The 19,096-nt window shown below is 32.5% G+C and carries 18 protein-coding genes; 12 read left to right on the forward strand and 6 right to left on the reverse strand.

The window, feature by feature from the left end; genetic code table 11:
- Window position 1: 1 nt before the first annotated feature.
- Entirely contained in the window at window positions 2-205 is a 204-nt protein-coding gene (gene cspD / locus LCF45_RS11725) for a cold-shock protein CspD (protein ID WP_002012849.1), read from the reverse strand.
- A 382-nt stretch (window positions 206-587) separates the two neighbouring features.
- On the opposite strand from cspD, the gene LCF45_RS11730 reads away from it, so the two are divergent.
- The 3 genes from LCF45_RS11730 (at window position 588) to LCF45_RS11740 (ending at window position 3,005) form a co-directional block, all read left to right on the forward strand.
- Window positions 588-1,484, forward strand: coding sequence for a CPBP family intramembrane glutamic endopeptidase (locus LCF45_RS11730; RefSeq protein WP_002127344.1), 897 nt, complete (start codon window positions 588-590; stop codon window positions 1,482-1,484).
- A complete protein-coding gene (locus LCF45_RS11735; protein WP_003189178.1) occupies window positions 1,484-2,143 on the forward strand; it encodes a nucleoside/nucleotide kinase family protein in 660 nt (219 codons plus the stop codon). The genes LCF45_RS11730 and LCF45_RS11735 overlap by 1 nt, the downstream gene beginning before the upstream one ends.
- A gap of 256 nt (window positions 2,144-2,399) precedes the next feature.
- Window positions 2,400-3,005, forward strand: coding sequence for a PRK06770 family protein (locus LCF45_RS11740; protein WP_002127350.1), 606 nt, complete (start codon window positions 2,400-2,402; stop codon window positions 3,003-3,005).
- Window positions 3,006-3,110: 105 nt separating this feature from the next.
- On the opposite strand, the gene LCF45_RS11745 is transcribed toward LCF45_RS11740, so the two are convergent.
- Window positions 3,111-3,983, reverse strand: a complete 873-nt coding sequence (locus LCF45_RS11745) for a LysR family transcriptional regulator (protein WP_002127351.1) — start codon at window positions 3,981-3,983, stop codon at window positions 3,111-3,113.
- Between the two features lie 129 nt (window positions 3,984-4,112).
- Between LCF45_RS11745 and LCF45_RS11750 the strand changes: the two genes are divergently transcribed.
- Complete coding sequence (locus LCF45_RS11750; protein WP_002127352.1) at window positions 4,113-5,156, forward strand: aspartate-semialdehyde dehydrogenase; 1,044 nt, start codon at window positions 4,113-4,115, stop codon at window positions 5,154-5,156.
- A gap of 246 nt (window positions 5,157-5,402) precedes the next feature.
- On the opposite strand, the gene LCF45_RS11755 is transcribed toward LCF45_RS11750, so the two are convergent.
- Window positions 5,403-5,696: a hypothetical protein gene (locus tag LCF45_RS11755; protein ID WP_002127353.1), complete on the reverse strand. Its 294-nt coding sequence runs from the start codon at window positions 5,694-5,696 to the stop codon at window positions 5,403-5,405.
- Between the two features lie 943 nt (window positions 5,697-6,639).
- Here LCF45_RS11755 and LCF45_RS11760 point away from each other — a divergent pair.
- Entirely contained in the window at window positions 6,640-6,951 is a 312-nt protein-coding gene (locus LCF45_RS11760; protein WP_063226656.1) for a heterocycloanthracin/sonorensin family bacteriocin, read from the forward strand.
- 308 nt (window positions 6,952-7,259) lie between these two features.
- On the opposite strand, the gene LCF45_RS11765 is transcribed toward LCF45_RS11760, so the two are convergent.
- On the reverse strand, window positions 7,260-8,162 hold the full coding sequence (locus LCF45_RS11765; RefSeq protein ID WP_085963395.1) for a LysR family transcriptional regulator: 903 nt from the start codon (window positions 8,160-8,162) through the stop codon (window positions 7,260-7,262).
- 129 nt (window positions 8,163-8,291) lie between these two features.
- On the opposite strand from LCF45_RS11765, the gene gabT reads away from it, so the two are divergent.
- The 6 genes from gabT (at window position 8,292) to LCF45_RS11795 (ending at window position 15,904) form a co-directional block, all read left to right on the forward strand.
- Entirely contained in the window at window positions 8,292-9,617 is a 1,326-nt protein-coding gene (gene gabT, locus LCF45_RS11770; protein WP_002031963.1) for a 4-aminobutyrate--2-oxoglutarate transaminase, read from the forward strand.
- Between the two features lie 14 nt (window positions 9,618-9,631).
- Entirely contained in the window at window positions 9,632-10,321 is a 690-nt protein-coding gene (locus LCF45_RS11775; RefSeq protein ID WP_002127356.1) for an MOSC domain-containing protein, read from the forward strand.
- A 262-nt stretch (window positions 10,322-10,583) separates the two neighbouring features.
- Entirely contained in the window at window positions 10,584-11,468 is an 885-nt protein-coding gene (locus tag LCF45_RS11780) for a GNAT family N-acetyltransferase (protein WP_263894843.1), read from the forward strand.
- Between the two features lie 33 nt (window positions 11,469-11,501).
- Window positions 11,502-12,098: a DUF1349 domain-containing protein gene (locus tag LCF45_RS11785; RefSeq protein ID WP_002127357.1), complete on the forward strand. Its 597-nt coding sequence runs from the start codon at window positions 11,502-11,504 to the stop codon at window positions 12,096-12,098.
- A gap of 262 nt (window positions 12,099-12,360) precedes the next feature.
- Complete coding sequence (locus LCF45_RS11790; protein WP_263894844.1) at window positions 12,361-14,115, forward strand: ABC transporter ATP-binding protein; 1,755 nt, start codon at window positions 12,361-12,363, stop codon at window positions 14,113-14,115.
- Window positions 14,108-15,904, forward strand: a complete 1,797-nt coding sequence (locus tag LCF45_RS11795) for an ABC transporter ATP-binding protein (RefSeq protein ID WP_002165835.1) — start codon at window positions 14,108-14,110, stop codon at window positions 15,902-15,904. The genes LCF45_RS11790 and LCF45_RS11795 overlap by 8 nt, the downstream gene beginning before the upstream one ends.
- Window positions 15,905-15,969: 65 nt before the next feature.
- On the opposite strand, the gene LCF45_RS11800 is transcribed toward LCF45_RS11795, so the two are convergent.
- Both LCF45_RS11800 and LCF45_RS11805 read right to left on the reverse strand, forming a co-directional pair.
- Window positions 15,970-16,257 (reverse strand): tyrosine-type recombinase/integrase, encoded by a 288-nt coding sequence (locus LCF45_RS11800; protein WP_370458391.1) that lies wholly within the window; start codon window positions 16,255-16,257, stop codon window positions 15,970-15,972.
- A gap of 262 nt (window positions 16,258-16,519) precedes the next feature.
- A complete protein-coding gene (locus LCF45_RS11805; RefSeq protein WP_016120191.1) occupies window positions 16,520-17,740 on the reverse strand; it encodes an ATP-grasp domain-containing protein in 1,221 nt (406 codons plus the stop codon).
- A 123-nt stretch (window positions 17,741-17,863) separates the two neighbouring features.
- Here LCF45_RS11805 and LCF45_RS11810 point away from each other — a divergent pair, with 123 nt between their 5' ends.
- Window positions 17,864-18,961, forward strand: coding sequence for a YheC/YheD family endospore coat-associated protein (locus LCF45_RS11810; RefSeq protein ID WP_263894845.1), 1,098 nt, complete (start codon window positions 17,864-17,866; stop codon window positions 18,959-18,961).
- Window positions 18,962-19,096 lie beyond the last annotated feature (135 nt).

Consider the following 19,096-nt stretch of genomic DNA (forward strand, 5'->3'; position numbering starts at 1 on the left):
ATTATAGCTTTACAACGTTTTTAGCTTGAGGTCCACGGTTACCGTCTTCAACTTCGAAGCTAACTTCTTGACCTTCGTCAAGAGATTTGAAGCCGTCGCCAGTGATAGCTGAGAAGTGAACGAATACGTCGCTACCGTCTGCAACTTCGATGAAACCGAAACCTTTTTCGCTGTTAAACCATTTTACTTTACCTGTTAATGTCATGGTAATGCCTCCTAAAATTTAAAAAGATTACAATATGATCGGCCTTATTCGATTGAAAATAAAAGTTCACATATTATCAAAAATCCATAAGGAGTACAAAATATTCCTGATTGATACTTGATAATATGCAAAGAAAGTATAGTGCTAAATTGACCTTAATTACTATCTTACAACAAATGGTGGGAAATAGCAAGTGCTGGTAATACCAGTGAATGAATTGGGCGATACTGGTAAAAGGCACGAAGACATCTCTTTTATTTATATATTATTCCTAATCTGAATTTATTCCAAACAGAAATCATTTATTTTAAAAAATATGTTTAAGGGAAACGATATATATTTTAAGAATACAGATGATTACAATAATAAGGAGGATAGAATATTGCTAAATAAACAATTTAAAATAATTGAAGCAGCAAAAGAAGGAAGAAGAAAAGTTCATCCTATTTTCGCTGTTATACTTGCAATTGTATTTTTAACTTTAGGTGAATTTTTCATGTTGTTTATGCTTTTTTTACCGAAAGCAGATACATCATTTGTAAAGGCAATTTATAGTAATATTGAGATGATATTAACGTTTGGTGGGGCTATATTTTTTATTTTTTTATGGATTAGGTTTGTAGAGAAAAGGTCATTTTCATCCATTGGTTTTTGGAAAGTGCAATGGATGAGACAGTATTTGAGAGGTGCGTTAATAGGATTTGTCTTCATTTCAATACCAGTAATTGTACTTGTATTAACAGGTATTGTAAAACTACAAATGCAACAAATTACGGCAACCGCCATATTTGGTATTGTAGGATCTTTAATTGCTTTTTTAATACAAGGTGCAACGGAAGAAATTATTGTACGAGGCTGGTTGTTTCCAGTTATTTCTGTTAGAAGTCGTATATGGGTTGGGATTATAGTGACGTCCTTTTTATTTGGTTTTCTTCATTTACTTAATCCAGGTATTACAATTCTTTCAATATCGAATATAATATTAGTTGGTGTATTTGCAGCTTTTTACGTATTAAAGGACAGTAGTCTTTGGGGGATTTGTGCATGGCATTCCATTTGGAATTGGGCACAATATAATGTCTATGGTTTTGCAGTTAGTGGCATGACGATATATTCAACACCACTATTTAAACCTGTAACAAATGGGTCAGAAGTGCTTCATGGAGGCTCATTTGGTATTGAAGGTAGTATCATTACAACAATAATGCTTTCTATCGCTTCAATCGTTTTATGGAAACAGTTATGGGGGCGAAAAGTGAAACAACGAGATATTAGCTAATGAAAGAGGGAGAAAATATGGGGATTGTAGCGTTTGAAGGAGCGAGCGCTGTTGGTAAAAGTACAACATGTCGTGAATTAGAAAAAAATTACGGTGCATTTATTATACCTGAAGTTAATCTATTATTTGAAAGACCAAAAAATGAACATAGAACATGGTATTTTGAAAAACAAGTAGAGCGCTGGAAAATAGCAATACAGAAGTCTCAGCAATATGAATTAGTAATACTCGATGGGGATATATATCAGCCACTTAGTTATAATTGGTGTTTTCGTTTTGATATATTTAATCAGCCGTTATCTTTAATAGAAAACTTTTATAAAGAAAAGATGATAAATAGAGAAATTGGTTTTCCAGATCAATATTTTTATTTATATACAAGTGATGAAGAGCTTAGAAAACGGAAAGAGTTTGATGGGACGAAAAAAAGAAGAAACTTTGAAAAACATTTACATATATCTAAAGCATTTCAGCGTTATTATGAAAATCTCAATACCGTCACAGACGGGTACTGTAAATTGATTGAAGCAAAAAGTATAAAGTCGAATGAATTAGAAATTGTGAAAAGTTTAAACAGCTTAAAAGTATGTGAAGAAAGACGTTTTGATGTTTCGAGGTTAGATGCTATTACGGAGTGGTTAAAAGAAAATCGTGCATAAAGTAAAAACAACGAGTGTTTTAGAAGGCGCTCGTTGTTTTTTTGTTTCCATATAAATATAAAGGGAAATTTTGTAGAATATCTTTATTTTTTAACAGAATAATCTTTCAATTTCACGAAAAAAGAAATACAATATAAGGAAATATATATAAATAATATGATAGGGGATGGGATGAACTATTTTGAATGAAGGAACTGTTTTATATAAGAAATAATGAGGTAGTAAGAACAGAGATATTTGGGAGGAAACAAGCAAGATGAAAACATTATTTAAAATCATAGGAATTATAGCTGGTATGGCGGTAATCGGGGTAGGTGTAACGTATGGTATGCTGTATTATCTGAATAATAGTAAACCAGCTGCGAAAAAGGCATCACCAGCCGCTCCGGCAGTAGAAGTGCTAGCTGATAGTAATGTAAAAGCCGAAGATGCAAAGATATTAGAAAATGGAAATTATTCATTGCCGAATAGTGGTTTTAATAAAAACTTCAAATGGACAGATGAGAACATACAGACAGCATTACATGAAATGGCACATCAAAAAGCGAAAGCTGATCAAAAATGGGGCTATATTTTTATTACACAAGAACGTATTGAAAGTTTACTTGAAATTATAAATAGTAATGATGTTGCACAAAAAAGTACATATGTGGATATTTTAGAACGATGGAAACAAGGAAAATATGAAAAGGTTGATGTGGACCACAACAAGATTTGGAAATTACAAAGTGGGAATTTAGGAGAAGGGAAAGGAGTAATGTCAGAAAAGGAGCAAAAAGAATTAATTAATCAAGTTTTTATACAAAAAGGTACATATTCAGGTAGTAAATTAATTGCAGGTGAGGTACAAGCTAATAAATAATATACATATTGATTTTGAAACACCTGTATTGTTATGAACACAAATGTTTTAACAAAAATGAGTAATTGCTTTTTAGAGCAGTTACTCATTTTTGTAATTACTCGCTTACTTTTCTATTCTCTCTAATAATGTAAGAAACGATTGCAAAACTGGGGATATCCATCTAGATTTATGATAGATTACGTGGCTTTGAATGACGGCTGGAGTTTCGATGGGCTGAAAACAGAGTTGTTCTTTTTGATTACTTTCTTGTACAACGATGTAAGGGAGAATAGAAATTCCTAACTCACACATAACGGATTGTTTAATGACTTCAACATTGGAAGTCTCAAATGTTTTATTAGGATTTCTTCCGCTTTGACGTAAAAAACGATCTACCATTGGTCTATAGCCACAGCTTTGTTCTGTAAATATAAATTGAGTATCTTGTAATAAAAGGAGTGGATCAGTGTTTGAAGGGAAATGAGCAGGGAAAATCCATCCAAATGTTTCATTACATAAATTGCACGTAATAAAATCATTATGCTCTATACTTTCTCCAATTATGAAGATAACATCGGTTTCTCCTTCATGTAATTTTTTCAATGCTTGCTCATTGGTATTTGTCTCAAGTACGATATTTACTTTCGGATTTTCCTGTTTGTAAGTACGTAATAATTGTGGTAACCGATACACTGCCAATGATTCATTAGATGTAATAGCCAATGTTCCTTCTAAATGGTCACTGTTTTGAGGGATTTCTTGCGCTTTATCATAAATAGTAAGTAATTCTAATGCATACGGATGAAATTGATGACCTGCTTTTGTAAGAAGTATTTTTTTTCCTAATCGATCGAATAGGGGAATGTTTAAATCGTTCTCTAATGCTTTAATATGGGCTGTCACAGTAGATTGCGCATAACCTAATGCATGAGCAGCTTTAGAAAAGCTACCATATTTAACAATGGCACAAAATGTTTTAACATGTCTCATTTCCATAAATGATACCTCTTTTATTATCATGATTTGTGAATGATTATATCATGTATTTCAATTTTTCAAATCATTAAATTTCTTTTAAAATTAAGTTGTGGAGAAATTCATTCAATTGAAATTGGAGGAGAAAAAATGAGTGAAAAGAGCTATCATGTAGCTGTAGTTGGAGCTACAGGCGCAGTAGGGCAAAAAATCATTGCATTGTTAGAGAGAGTAACGAAATTTAATATAGAAGAAATTACATTACTCTCGTCAAAACGATCTGCTGGTAAGATAGTACAATTTAAAGGACGAGAGATTAAAATACAAGAGGCAAAATCAACTAGTTTTGAAGGTGTAGACATTGCCTTTTTTAGCGCTGGGGGAGAAGTTTCTAGACAATATGTAAATCATGCAGTTTCTAGTGGTGCAATCGTAATTGACAACACAAGTGAATACCGAATGGCACACGATGTACCACTCGTCGTTCCAGAAGTAAATGCACATACTTTAAGGGAACATAAAAGGATCATTGCAGTTCCGAATTGCTCAGCACTACAGATGGTAACAGCTCTTCAGCCAATTCGAAAATCATTTGGTTTAGAACGAATTATTGTTTCAACGTATCAAGCCGTATCAGGCTCAGGAATTCATGCGATTCATGAATTAAAAGAACAAGCTAAGTCAATGCTTACAGGTGAAGAAGTGAAGAGCACTATATTACCAGTGAAAAAAGATAAAAAACATTATCCAATTGCATTTAATGTATTGCCGCAAGTGGATATATTTACAGACAATGATTTCACATTCGAAGAAGTAAAGATGATTCAAGAGACGAAGAAAATTTTAGAAGATCCAAATCTGAAAATGGCAGCTACTTGCGTCAGAGTTCCAGTTGTATCGGGGCATTCTGAATCAGTTTATATTGAACTTGAAAAAGAAGCGACCGTTGCAGAAATTAAAGAAGTACTACTGAATGCACCAGGTGTTATTTTACAAGATAATCCTAGTGAACAAATTTATCCAACGCCATTATATGCAGAGGGTAAAAGAGATACATTTGTAGGTAGAATACGTAAAGATCCTGATACATCAAAAGGATTCCATCTTTGGATCGTTTCTGATAATTTATTAAAAGGTGCTGCTTGGAACTCAGTTCAAATCGCAGAGACATTGGTGGGAAATGGGATTATTTAGTATGGATTTATATAAATATTGAAAATAGAAGGATATTTGGGAAACCGTTAATTATAATGGTTTCCTGTTTTTTACTTAATGAGTATTTTCCTCTTACTTCAATTAAAATTTAATTTAAGTTAGTTTTTATAGTGTTTTTATAAATATCAACTTTATCTGCAGAGAATTTTAAAAATCTAGGCTCTCCGTTAATTGTGAGATTAATATTAAGTGATAAAGGCATTTCAACCTTTTTCACTACATCTTCTATAGCAATATACTCATCTTCTTTTTCGTTATAAAAACAATGGAACTAATTAATACCTCATTATTTTCAATATCAATACTACACATCATAGGGAATTTCTCATCATTATGTATTATTAATTCGCCAAGTACTATTGAACCGTTTAATTCTTCTGTAAAATTTATTGTTTCCACTGGTTTTACCCACGTTTCATCGCACTCTTCATTTTCCGCTTCATCTATTGCCCATTCCCATATTGGGTTTTGTTTCAGGTCCTCAATATTTAATTCATCAATTGGTTTGCTATTACACATTAATATATACTCCTTTTGCCATGAAAATGGATGAGTAAAAAATTTATTCATTAATTGTAAAATGTGGCTATTTGCAATCCTATAAATACAAGTTTGCTCGTTTCAATAAATAGTTGATCGCAAATAAGAAGTTTCGATGTAGAGTATTATCCATTTGATATTATTAAATCTAGTTTTGTAATGTTGAACTTATTTTTACAACCTATTAAAAGTCTATTCTTACAGTAATCTTAACAAGGTTTTAACTAGACAGTAAATAATGCCTTTTGAAAAGGAAAACCGTGGTTGTGATGGGGGAAATAGCAAAAAACATCGCTGATTTGCCATTCATAAAAATAGACTTTTCTTAGCAGAAATCACTAATTATAAATACTTATAAAATTAGCTCTGATATAGCAGATATTGAAGCGAAGAAAAATAAAGATGGGAGTGCATATTGGAAATACGAAGATGACCAAACAAAATTATGGAATATACGACTATAGAACTAGAAAATGATGACATAAATCTAAATATTATTGTTTAAATTCATATTTTATAATGTCCATTTAGCCCGCATTAACTGCCCGTAAACCCCCTCTGATTAAAGTTTCACTTTATAAAAATGAGCCCATAGTAAAAATAACCTAAAAATAGGCATATGAACAAGGTGCATCATCTAGTGATAGGTCATATTTTGTTGGTGTACGTATTGAACTTAGTTTATCCCGCTATTTGTGGGCAGTAAAACTCCCACCTCAAAATTCAACTGGAGCAAAGAAGTTAGGTGGGAGCCCTGCTGCCCGTAAACGCCCGATTGGTGCGGGCTAACAATCAGTGGGGGATGAACAAAACCCCTACTGATTAAAGTTTCACTTTATAGCGCTATTTCTACTTAGATTTAACGAACAGAAATATAGGAAAGTATCGATGGGGTTTTAGTTTATAAACGGAGGTCATGAAGATGAATAATTTTCAACAAGAACTACAAGCGTTAAGCCTTAATGATTATCAGCCTGGAAATATTGTGTATTGGGACCAGCAAAACCAATATCCATATTACTATATTACAGATGATGCTCGTCGCTGTGGCGGCTGTGGCGGTGGTCGTTGTGGTGGTTGTGGTCGTTGTGGCGGTGGTCGTTGTGGTGGATTCCGTTGTTTTGGTTGCTTCGGTTGCTTTAGTTGTTTTGGTTGTGGTGGTTGCTCTAATTGCTCTAATTGCTCTAATTGTTTTGATGGTTTTAATGGTACTACTGTAACATTTGAATATTGATAAGAGACAAAAAGGAATCCATTTTGAAAAAAGATTGATCGAAACGGATTCCTACTTTGTGAAGCATTATATAATTTTTATAAAAATGTGCTAACAAGTTTGCAAACGGACTTGCTAACACCTATACGAAATAGACATAAAATATCGCTGATGTGTAGCTTAATAATACGATAATAATTTAGCACTTATAATGAATAATAGGTTATTAGAAAAGAAACCATAAAATGTAATGTTTTATATCATTATAAAAAGAGATTATTCTAATAGGTCGTTGTGTAACGGCTGCATAGGATAATCTCTTTTTATGCTTATTTTTGTAAAGAATGTACTGTTATTTTGAGTTGCTCAATAAATTTCCGGGTAGCAGCGCACATATATTTATCTCTTCTATAAATAAGTCCTATATCTATTGTTGGAGTGGGGTTTTCAATTTTAATAGCTTGTATGTGCTCATTTTGCAAAAAGTCTATATACGGTTTTGGTAACACGGTAATCCCCATACCTTGTGCGACCATTTGAATTAAAGATTCCATTGTACTAATTTCTAAAATTGGCTTTGGTTTAAAGTTAAAGTTTTGGCAATGAGATGTAATTAGTTCTGTTAAATAGAAATTTTTAGGTAGAAGAATTAAAGGATAGTCCTGTAATTCTTCAATAGATACATACTTACGTTCAGTTAAAGAATGGCTGGTTGGCACAACTAATGTAAGTTCACTTTTATATAGTGGGATAGAAACAATCTCTTTATCTTGCACCGGGAGAAATGTAATACCAATATCTAATTCATTTTGTAATAATTTTTCACGAATTTCTCCTGTACGAAGCCCCAACACAGAGAGTTCGATATTTGGATATTGCTTATTGAAATCTAATATAGCTGGTGGTAGTAAATAATTTACTACGGTTAACAAAGATCCTATTGTTAAGGAACCATGATGTAATCCATTTAAATCTTGAATGGCAGAACGAGCTTGTTCGACTTCGTGAAAGATTGTTTTACTGTGCGATAATAAAACTCTTCCTGCTTCAGTTAAAGATATTTTTTTACCAATTCGATCGAAAAGTGGCATGCCTACTTCATGTTCTAATGCACGTATTTGTTGGCTTAGTGAAGGTTGTGAAATATTTAATTTCTCGGCTGCTTTTGTGAAATGTAATTCTTTTGAAACAGCTAAAAAGTATTCTAATTGTCGTAATTCGATTGAAATCACCTCAAATTTAATCATAGGATATACCTATCATTATTATATAAATAATTGAATTGAACAATGGTTTTGTGGGATATATAATCACTTTATCAGAAATGGATTGATTAAAAAATTAGATGAGGTGAAGAAGAATTGTTGAAATCTAGTGTATTACCGGGCAGTTATTCACAAGTACTTCAAAAAAGGTATGAGGAGGCCGTACCGACAGGAATATATCATTTAACGCCTTTATATGTAAAAGAAGCAAGGGGAGCGATAATAACAGATGTAGATGGAAATCAGTTTATTGATTTTGCTGGTGGAATTGGTATGCAAAATGTTGGACATTGTCATCCGAAAGTTGTAAGAGCGGTACAAAAACAAGCAGAATCATTTATACATCCTTGTTTTCATGTAACTCCATATGAAAATTATATTACTTTAGCGGAGAAAATTAATGAGAAAGTGCCAGGTACAAGTAAGAAAAAAACGATGTTTGCCAATAGTGGTGCGGAAGCGATTGAAAATGCTGTAAAGATCGCACGTAAAGTAACAGGGAGGAGTAAAGTAATTTCGTTTGAACGAGGATTTCATGGGAGAACATTAATGACAATGTCTCTATCGACCAAAGAAACTCCATATAAAGCAGGATTTGGTCCGTTCGTTTCAGACATGCATATATTGCCGTATCCGTACTATTACAGAGCTGAAGAAGGAGTTTCTCCTGAAGAAGTGGATTCTCAAGTCATCTATCAGTTTGAAAAGTTTTTAGAAGAAGTATCACCTGAAAAAGTAGCAGCGATCGTAATGGAACCAGTACAAGGAGAGGGTGGGTTTATTGTTCCTTCCATTTCATTTGTAAAACGATTACGAGAAATTTGTAATCAATACGGTATTTTAATGATAATGGATGAAGTGCAAACTGGATTTGGCCGAACAGGGAAATGGTTTGCAACGGAACATTTTCATATAGAACCTGACATAATGACTTTGTCAAAATCAATTGCTGGCGGTTTACCATTAAGTGCTATTGTCGGTCGTGCGGAGTTGATGGACATTCCTGGGAGAGGACAAATTGGTGGAACTTTTGCCGGGAGTCCGTTATCATGTGCAGCCGGTCTTGCTGTATTTGAAATAATGGAAGAAGAAAATCTAGTTGAAAGGGCTCAGCAAATTGGAAATAGAATAATGTCACATCTACATCAAATGCAATTAAAGTACGAAATGATTGGTGATGTTCGTGGAATCGGTGCGATGGTTGCAATGGAACTTGTAACGAATCGCATAACGAAAGAACCTGCAAAAGAACTAACAGTAAAGCTAATTGAAGATTTTTGGAAGAATGGGCTTATAAGTATTGGAGCGGGGATATTTGATAATGTACTACGCTTTTTACCACCTCTAGTTATCTCAAACGAAGAAATAGATAGAGGATTTGAAATAATAAATGAGTCTTTTGAAAAGTTGTGCCGCAAGTAAGAGGAGGGATTTGAATGACTAAAGTATATGAAATCCTATCTTTAAATCTAGGATTGCCAAAAGAGGTTATGTATGGTGGGAAGTTAATTCAAACAGGGATAAATAAAAAGCAAGTAAAGGAACCTGTTTTTTTATCATTTTTAAAGTTTAATGGAGATGGACAGGCGGATTTAGTTCATCATGGAGGGGTAGATAAAGCGGTTTGTGTTTATACTGGTGACCACTATCCTTACTGGGAAAAAGAGTTGAATCAGGAACTTGTATATGGGGCTTTCGGTGAAAATATAACAGTAAGCGGAATGCGTGAAGAAGATGTTTGTATTGGTGACACGTTTCAACTCGGAGAAGCGATTGTACAAGTAACGCAGCCAAGACAACCTTGTTTTAAATTAGCCAATAAATATAATATTCCAAAGTTGCCATTATATTTTCAAGATACAGGATACACAGGTTTTTATTTTCGAGTATTAAAAGAAGGGTGGATATTACCGGTAGATACTTTAAAATTGTTGAAGCTTGATCCAAAAGGTGTGTCAATTTTGTTTGCGAATCGCATAATGCATAAAGAAAAACAAAACTCTGAAGGATTAAAAAGGATTTTAGAAGTAAATGCACTGTCTACTAGTTGGAGAAAGACGTTTGAAAAGCGAGTGAAGGGAGAAGAAATTAGTACGAAGGAGCGACTTGAGGGAATCAAAGAATAGGTGAATTATATTTGCATAAAATGGTGTATTTCTATTATCGGAAAGATAAGTAGGAAGCACCATTTGTTATATAATAAACATGATATTATTCAAAAATCTTAATACTAGTTTATTCGACTTGTTTTTTAATAATCAAAACATAAAATAAATTAAACCATTTTTAAAAGTTTTATGATACTATATTGATTTGAAAGGCCTATTTTTTGAGAGTAGGTCATATAAGTATATCTAAATTAATGGAATCGACGTATGGAGGGACAACATGGGCAATGTTGAAAAAATGGCAAACTTTCTATTAGAAGAACCGAGAAGAGAACAGTTATTTCCTTTATTTGAAGAAGTGTTTGGGATTACGAGCCAAACATTGCAGGATTTTTCAGAGAAAGGGTATTGGGATTATACATATAAAGCATTATCATTTTTACAAGATGATAATGCGATTGCAAATGTTGCGGCATTTTCACTTCCGCTTTTAATTAATGGTGAAAAAATAAATGCAACGGGTATTCAATCAGTAATGACACATCCGAATTATCGTAGACGAGGATTAATGAATCAATTGTTTAGTAAGATGATAGAGGAAATTGATGAGCAATGCGAGTGTGCGGTCTTGTTTACTGAAAATCCGGAACTATATAAACCATTTGGTTTTCAAATTGTGCAAGAATATTTGATGACAGTATCATACGAAAATAAAGGCTACAAAGATTCTCAACTTAAAAAGTTAGATTTTTATAATGAAGAGGATAGACAATTAATACATGAGATTATTGAAAATGGCCAAAGGCTTTCTAATAAATTTTCAACGTTAAATTACCGCTCTTCGTTTTATTTAAATATGTATGATTCAACATGGAATGAAAACCTTTATTATTCAGAGAAATTAGATGCGCTGATTGTTTTTACAGTAGAAAATCAAAAACTAAAATTATTTGGAGTATTTGCGCCGGTAATTCCGATTTTAGATGAATTATGTGAGGAAATCTCTGGGGAATTTACGGAGATTGAATTTTATTTCTATCCAGATCAATTAGGAATTGATGATGTACAATATACAGAATTACAGACTAGTAAGTATTTAATGGTTCGAAGTAATAAAGAATTAGATTTTAAAGGTTATAAATTCCCGGTATTAACTGAGTTTTAAATATTAATTTAAATGCTTTTTTATGGAGGAATTATGAAAACATCATATATACCAAATCATATTGAGCAACTTACTGTAATGAACGCACCTAAATTTTACAAACTTGAAGACAATGATACATTCATTGTCCATTCGAAAGAAGAAACAGATTTTTGGCTGAAAACCCATTATGGTTTTGAAGTAATGAATGGCCATGTATTTTATGATGAGATAATGACAGATTTTCAGGCTGAGGTTCAATTGCGCATGAATCCAAATGCGACATACGATCAAGCGGGTTTATTTGTTATGATTTCTGAGAAGTGTTGGTTAAAAACATCTTTAGAATATATTCCTGAGGGCCCATCACATTTAGGTGCTGTCGTAACGAATAATGGCTATTCTGATTGGTCAACGCAAGACTATCCAAATGAGTTTGCTAAGCAACAATTACGTTTTCGAATTATTCGAAAACTTGGCGATTATACAATATATGTGAAAACGAGTCAGCGATGGGAACAAATAAGAATCGCTCATTTGATGGAGGACATAGGTAATGAGCCTGTTAAAATTGGTTTTTATACGTGTAGTCCTTCTGAAAATAATGGATTCGAGACCGAGGTTTTCGATTTTAAAATTGAACAAATATAGATGGGAAAACCGCATTCTTACTAAATGAGAATGCGGTTTTTATTAAGTTAAAGAGTATTCACATCAACTGGCAGTGAAAATGCCTGGTAGATTAAAGTTCCATTTTATTGACTAAAAATGATTTAAAACTTATCATTTAATAATGTTAAATATTAATTTGCCTAATATAATAGGACTAATGGAGAAATTACAGACTATATTGCTCAAATAAGGAGGACTATAAATTATTCGATGGTAATTTCATGAAAAAAGGAGATTGTGTATGAAATCATTTCGCAAGTTGTTACAGTATTTAAAACCATACATGTTCTTCGCTATTATTGGACCGCTATTTATGGTACTTGAGGTTGCGATGGACTTAATTCAACCGACAATAATGCAACATATTATTGATGTTGGAATTGCAAACCGGGATTTGAATTATGTAATAAAAATGGGGCTTCTTATGATAGGAGCAGCAGCAATCGGTTTAATTGGAGGACTTGGTTGTATGATGTATTCTACAAAAGCTGCTGTTAATTTCGCTACAGACATACGAAAAGATGTGTTTGCGAAAATAGAAACATTTTCTAGCAAAAATCGTGATTCATTTGGAACAGGTAAATTATTAACAATCGTGACAAATGATATTACATCTATTCAATCGGCAATGACGATGACGTTACGTGTACTTGTCCGTGGACCGTTATTATTTATTGGAAGTATCATTATAGTCTTTGTAACAGCGAGAGACCTATTTCCAATTTTACTTGTTGTGGTACCCGTATTATTAGTTGCAATTGTATTGATTGCAGGTCAATCGAGCGGTTCATTTAAGCGAGTACAAGAAGCATTAGATAAAGTAAACACAAAGCTACAAGAAAATTTATCCGGTGTACGTGTTATAAAAGCATATGTAAGACAAAAATATGAAATCGCACAGTTTGAGAAAGTTAATACAAGTTTAACTGAAATAAATATTCGTGCAATACAAATTATTTCATTGATGATGCCAATTATTATGCTAGTTGTAAATAGCGGAATTGTAGCAACTTTATGGATTGGTGGCGAGAAAGTTTTTAACGGTACACTCCAAGTAGGGGCCATTTTAGCTTTTATTAACTATTTAAATATCATTTTAATGTCACTTATGTCTATTAGTATGGTATTTATTCAAATTGCCCGTGCTTTTCCATCAGCTGATCGTGTACAACAAGTCTTACATACTGAAGTTGATATTACAACTGAAGGCGACGTATATGAACCAAAGCAAGTGGGTGGTAATGTAGAGTTTAAAAATGTTAGCTATAGTTATACGAAAAATAATGAATATGTTTTAAAAGATATTTCCTTTACTGTACGTAAAGGTGAAAAAATAGGGATTATTGGATCGACCGGAAGTGGTAAATCTACATTGGCGAAACTATTGCCACGACTTTACGATGTTGATCAAGGTGAAATATGTATAGATGATGTTAATGTGAAAGCATACGATTTGCAAAAACTTCGTGCTTCCATTGGCTTCGTTCCACAAAAGGCACTTCTTTTTTCAGGCAGTATAGAAGAGAATTTACGTTATGGCAAAGAAGATGCAACTTATGATGAATTGGAATTAGCATCTTCATCTGCTTGTGCGACTGAGTTTATCAATAAGCTGGAAGACTCTTATGAATATAACTTAACACAAGGTGCAACCAATCTATCTGGTGGTCAAAAACAACGTATATCTATTGCAAGAGCCCTAGTGAGAAAGCCATCTATTCTTGTATTAGACGATTCTACATCGGCAGTTGATGCGAAGTCAGAAGCTGTAATACAGGAAGCATTAAGGACAAGATATAGTGGCACAACGACATTTTTAATTGCATTAAAAATATCTTCTATTATAGATGCTGATAAAACCCTCGTTTTGAATAACGGTGAATTAGTTGGAAATGGTACGCATGAGGATTTATTGGCAACTTGTGAAGTGTATCAGGAAATTTATCTTTCCCAAGGTGGTAGCCTGCAGCAAGAAGGAGGGGAAGAGCGTGCGTAATTTTCAAGGACAATTTGGAAATAAAGGTGGACGTAACAATCCGAAAACGGGAAAAACTAAGAATACTAAAGGAACTATAATGCGAGTATGGAACTATATGGGGTATCAAAAAGCATCTCTTATGTTCGTTATTATTCTTGTATTTATCACGACATTACTAGGTTTACTTGGGCCATATTATATGGGGGTCATCATTGATGAATACATTGTACCGAAGGATTTAAGCGGGACAGCCAGAATGTGCATGCTACTCATTGCAATATATGGGATAACCGTATTATTAACATGGTTACAAACATTTGTAATGATTAATGTTGCATTAAAGACTATACAAAAAATACGACAAGATATTTTTGAAAAAATCCAAACACTTTCTCTACGATTCTTTGATGTACGTTCTCAAGGTGATTTAATGAGCCGTGTGACAAATGATATTGATAACTTAAATCAAGCTTTGACACAAAGTGTTGTGCAAATCATTTCATCAGCGTTAACGTTTATAGGTGTAACAATTGCGATGTTTTCATTAGATTGGATTTTAGCGATTGTAACTTTAATTACAGTACCTATTATGTTTTTCGTTACGAAAAAACTAGTTGCTTATAGTGGGAAAAACTTTGCGAAGCGTCAAAAGGATTTAGGAGAATTAAATGGATTTATTGAGGAAGCTATTACAGGCGCAGACGTAACTACGTTATATGGAAAAGAAAAAGAAACCGTACATAACTTTAATGAAATTAACGAACAGCTAAGAATTTCAGCAACGAAGGCTGAAACGTTTTCAGCATTTATTTTTCCAAGTATGAACTTTATTAATAACTTAGGAATGGGGCTTGTAATTGGAACTGGATCGGTAATGGTATTAAACGGAATGACAACAGTAGGTGTCATTGCAGCTTTTATTAATTATTCTCGACAATTTTCAAGACCACTTAGTCAATTTGCAACTTTAATGAATACGATTCAAGCGGCAGTTGCTGGAGGAGAACGTGTCTTTGAAATTATGGATGAAGTACCAGAAATTCAAAATAAAAAAGATGCAGTACTTGTACAAAATTTACAAGGACATGTTAGGCTTGAGAAAGTTTCATTTGGATACGCACAGGACAACATGATTTTAAAAGATGTGAGTCTCGAGGCGAATCCTGGGGAGACAATCGCTTTAGTCGGTCCAACTGGATCAGGAAAAACAACAATTATTAATTTGTTAACTCGCTTTTATGACATTCAAAAAGGGCAAATTAGCATTGATGAAAAAGATATAAAGGATTATGATATTAATTCTTTGCGGAGTAAAATAGGGGTTGTTTTACAGGATACGTATTTATTTGCAGGAACGATTATGGAAAATATTCGATATGGACGTTTAGATGCAAGTGATGAAGAAGTAGTTGCAGCAGCAAAAGCAGCATCAGCACATTCTTTTATAAAACATCTACCGAATCAATATGAAACGGAAATTGCTTCAGAAGGTTCGAATTTAAGTCAAGGACAAAAACAACTCCTTGCGATTGCACGAGCGATTTTAGCAGATGCAGATATATTAATTCTCGACGAAGCGACATCTAATATTGATACGAGAACAGAATTACAAATTCAATCTGGATTAAATAATTTAATGAGAGGGCGAACAAGTTTTGTAATCGCTCATCGGCTGAAAACGATTGAAAAAGCAGATCAAATACTTGTAATAAAAGATGGAAGTATTTTAGAGAGAGGAAATCATGAAACTCTCATGGAAGATGGTGGGTTTTACTTTGATTTGTATACGAGTCAGTTTAAAATTTAACAAAAACATTGATGTGGTGAGGTTTCTCTAGAAAAGAGAAACCTCATTTTTTATATTTGCAAACATTACCATCCGAATAGTCTTTCACTAAATGTTTTAACAGCGTCCTTTTGCAGACTAGGTGAAAAATGTGAATAGCGATTTAAGGTTATGAAAGCGTCCTTATGATCCAATCGTTCGCTTACAATCTTTGGATGTACTCCTTGTTTTAAAAGAAGCGTTGCATGAGTATGGCGTAAATCATGAAATCTAATGTTTTTTAATTCGGATTTTTTCAAATAGGCTTTAAATGTATCACGAAAACCACTTTTGTCTTCTTTTTCCTGTCTCTGAATCAGCTCCGATATCGACAATAATACACCACTTTGTTCCTCTTTTTCGAATATGTCCTTTCACTTAAAACATTCCTTCATTGATTTTTGAATCATGTTGTAAAAGTATATTTGTAATTTTGCTGCTATGAAAATTACATGTTTGGACATATCGGCGATGGATATATTTTATCATATATAAATTAAAACATTTTGGAGTCGTCTATTTAGTAAAGAAATTAAAATTATAAGAAATATGATTTTTAGTATATTTTCATCAGTTGGTGTATATATGTCGTATTTATTATTTTTGGATTTCAAATGAAATTTCTTTAGCTGCTTCTAAAGCTATTTTTTTAGCTTCTGTTTTAAAATAGGCTGCAGCTAAAACGTATCCACATCGATGTCCCATTGATGTAGGTGGTTTTAAGATAGTTCCTTTTTTAGGTTTTATATAAACTTTCTCTACACCAGGATATTTAGAACTACGGTTTTTCCCTGTAACTCGAATTAGTTTTCCTTTAAATTTAACTGTTAGGTAATGAGCGTACACATATTTATAATGTTTTTTATTTAGTGAAGGTTTATTTCCTAACATTAACTGAATAGTCTCTTGCACTAAGTTGATTCCATGTCCAATTTCAATTATGTCATTCATTGCTCCACCTGATATTCTGGGATTTATCTCAATTAATTTCCAAACATCTTTTATTCTCCGGAGTTCTAGATGACACGCTCCATTTTTCATATTAAAGGCCTGAATAACAGAATTAACTGCATTGAAAAGACTATTATATAGTCTTTTGTCTACCTGTCCTAGTAAAGAATAACCAGTAACAATAAAACGTTCAAAAAGTGTAATTTCTTGTTCAATTACTGCTATAATATGGACTTTTCCATCTTGAACTAAAATTTCAACTAAGTACTGAGGTCCATCTATATATTCTTCAAGTAGAATTTCTTCATTAGGTAGTTTTTTTAAAAGACTTTGTATAGATAAGATTAATTGATCTTTATTTTTTACTAATAATACATCTTTGGATCCTGTTGATTTAGGGGATTTTACAATAAGAGGGAAATTTATCTCTTTAGTTTTTTCAAGAAAAGATGATAATGATTCTGTTGGTTTGTAAATTAAATAGTTGAGTGAGATTGGTAATTCTTTAAGTACATTACGAGTTAATATTTTGTTTTCCATATGATGGATAGCTTTAGTAGATACAATATTTGAGCAAAATCTTTCTGATAAACGTGCAGCCACATAAACAAAAGGGTCAATAAAACTAAAGATCCCTTTTATGTTTTTTCCTGATGTATTTAATTTTTCAATTGTTGTAATTATATTATCATAATCATTTATATCAGTGAAAATCATCTGATGTACATCAGGGAATATAGTGCGTTCATTAATAAATTTTGTTTTTTTAGTTAATAAAACAGTAAAGAAATTAAGTTTTTCAGCTGCTTTGATTGCTTCCCTACTTGATCCAGATTTATTTGTTTCAATGAAAACGATAGTATCCATTTTATGTCACCTTAACCTTTATCATTTTATAAAATCTCAGGTTTATTATTTCTATAGGTAGAATATTAAAATGAGGTTAAGCTTGTTCTGGATTTTTCGAAAAATGGTTGAATGAGGAAGAACATGAATATATATATAATGAATTTGATATTTGTTTTGAAAAAAATCTTTAGAAAGAAGGGAAGAAGAACTAACATGACTATAATTGGTATGCTTCATCATCGGAAAGATCCGAATGACGTAAAGAAAGCATATACTTATGCTGCTGTAGCTAAAGCTGAAGGTGTGGAATTTTTTTATTTTACTTTAGGAAAAGTAAATATAGAAACGAAGAAGATTTTAGGTAAAACTTATGAAAATGGTAAGTGGATTGAACAAGAATTTTCTTTTCCAGATGTTATTTACAATGCAAGTGTTCATGTTAGTGATAAAAATCAGCAAATCTATGATTATCTACATGAAAAAGTTCCTTTTACAAGTCATTCAATTGGAAATAAATTAAGTGTATATAACAGAATAAATAGAGCGAAAAAATTTAAGCAATATCTTATTCCTTTTTATGAATTAAATGATGTTAATAAGTTTTTTGACATGATTAATCGTTATGAAAAACTTATTATTAAACCAATTTCTGGACATCAAGGTAGTGGTATTATTTTCATTGGAAAAAATGGGATGAATTACAGTATGAATGAGTCAGAACAAATTTCATCTATTAATAAAAAACAATTACGGAGCTTTATATCTGATAAGATTCAAGAGCAAGGTTACATAATTCAACAGTTTATTTCATGTCAAATGAAATCTGGTCATGTTTATGATTTTCGATTGCATGTTCAAAGAAATGGGGAAGGCAGGTGGGTTGTTACTTCTATATTCCCGAGAATAGGTCCATTAGGAAGTATTGTATCAAATATGGCTAAGGGTGGTTATAGTACGTATTTAGATGTTTTTTTAAAAGCGGAGTTTGATAACGATTGGTATAATATTAAAAGGTATTTAGAACGATTTGCAGTAACTTTTTCTAACCATTTTAATTCTTTATATAAGGATATACTATTTGATGAGTTAGGAATTGATGTAGGGATTGATAAGGATCAAAAATTGTGGTTATTTGAGGTGAATTGGAGACCAGGGGTACCTAATATATTTAATCTTGAATTAGATGTAGCTAGAAATTTAGTTCACTATGCTAGATATTTGGCTGATAAATATAAATAAGAAAAGGAAAATATAATGAAACCTAGAAACCTTTATATACCAATGTTTCTACTAATCTCTCTTTCTATATCTCCTATAAGGTTTTTCTCCATGCATTCCGAAATTCGGCGGATGCTGGACTGTCGCCAAGCCAAC

The organism is Bacillus sp. 41-22 (assembly GCF_025809295.1).
Taxonomy (GTDB): domain Bacteria; phylum Bacillota; class Bacilli; order Bacillales; family Bacillaceae_G; genus Bacillus_A; species Bacillus_A mycoides.

Excerpts from the sequence above, each read along its gene's own strand:
- cspD (WP_002012849.1), bottom strand. The coding sequence starts at position 205 with ATGACATTAACAGGTAAAGTAAAATGGTTTAACAGCGAAAAAGGTTTC.
- LCF45_RS11735 (WP_003189178.1), top strand. The coding sequence starts at position 1,484 with ATGAAAGAGGGAGAAAATATGGGGATTGTAGCGTTTGAAGGAGCGAGC.
- LCF45_RS11740 (WP_002127350.1), top strand. The coding sequence starts at position 2,400 with ATGAAAACATTATTTAAAATCATAGGAATTATAGCTGGTATGGCGGTA.
- LCF45_RS11745 (WP_002127351.1), bottom strand. The coding sequence starts at position 3,983 with ATGGAAATGAGACATGTTAAAACATTTTGTGCCATTGTTAAATATGGT.
- LCF45_RS11750 (WP_002127352.1), top strand. The coding sequence starts at position 4,113 with ATGAGTGAAAAGAGCTATCATGTAGCTGTAGTTGGAGCTACAGGCGCA.
- LCF45_RS11755 (WP_002127353.1), bottom strand. The coding sequence starts at position 5,696 with ATGTGTAATAGCAAACCAATTGATGAATTAAATATTGAGGACCTGAAA.
- LCF45_RS11760 (WP_063226656.1), top strand. The coding sequence starts at position 6,640 with ATGAATAATTTTCAACAAGAACTACAAGCGTTAAGCCTTAATGATTAT.
- LCF45_RS11775 (WP_002127356.1), top strand. The coding sequence starts at position 9,632 with ATGACTAAAGTATATGAAATCCTATCTTTAAATCTAGGATTGCCAAAA.
- LCF45_RS11780 (WP_263894843.1), top strand. The coding sequence starts at position 10,584 with ATGGGCAATGTTGAAAAAATGGCAAACTTTCTATTAGAAGAACCGAGA.
- LCF45_RS11785 (WP_002127357.1), top strand. The coding sequence starts at position 11,502 with ATGAAAACATCATATATACCAAATCATATTGAGCAACTTACTGTAATG.
- LCF45_RS11790 (WP_263894844.1), top strand. The coding sequence starts at position 12,361 with ATGAAATCATTTCGCAAGTTGTTACAGTATTTAAAACCATACATGTTC.
- LCF45_RS11805 (WP_016120191.1), bottom strand. The coding sequence starts at position 17,740 with ATGGATACTATCGTTTTCATTGAAACAAATAAATCTGGATCAAGTAGG.
- LCF45_RS11810 (WP_263894845.1), top strand. The coding sequence starts at position 17,864 with ATGAATATATATATAATGAATTTGATATTTGTTTTGAAAAAAATCTTT.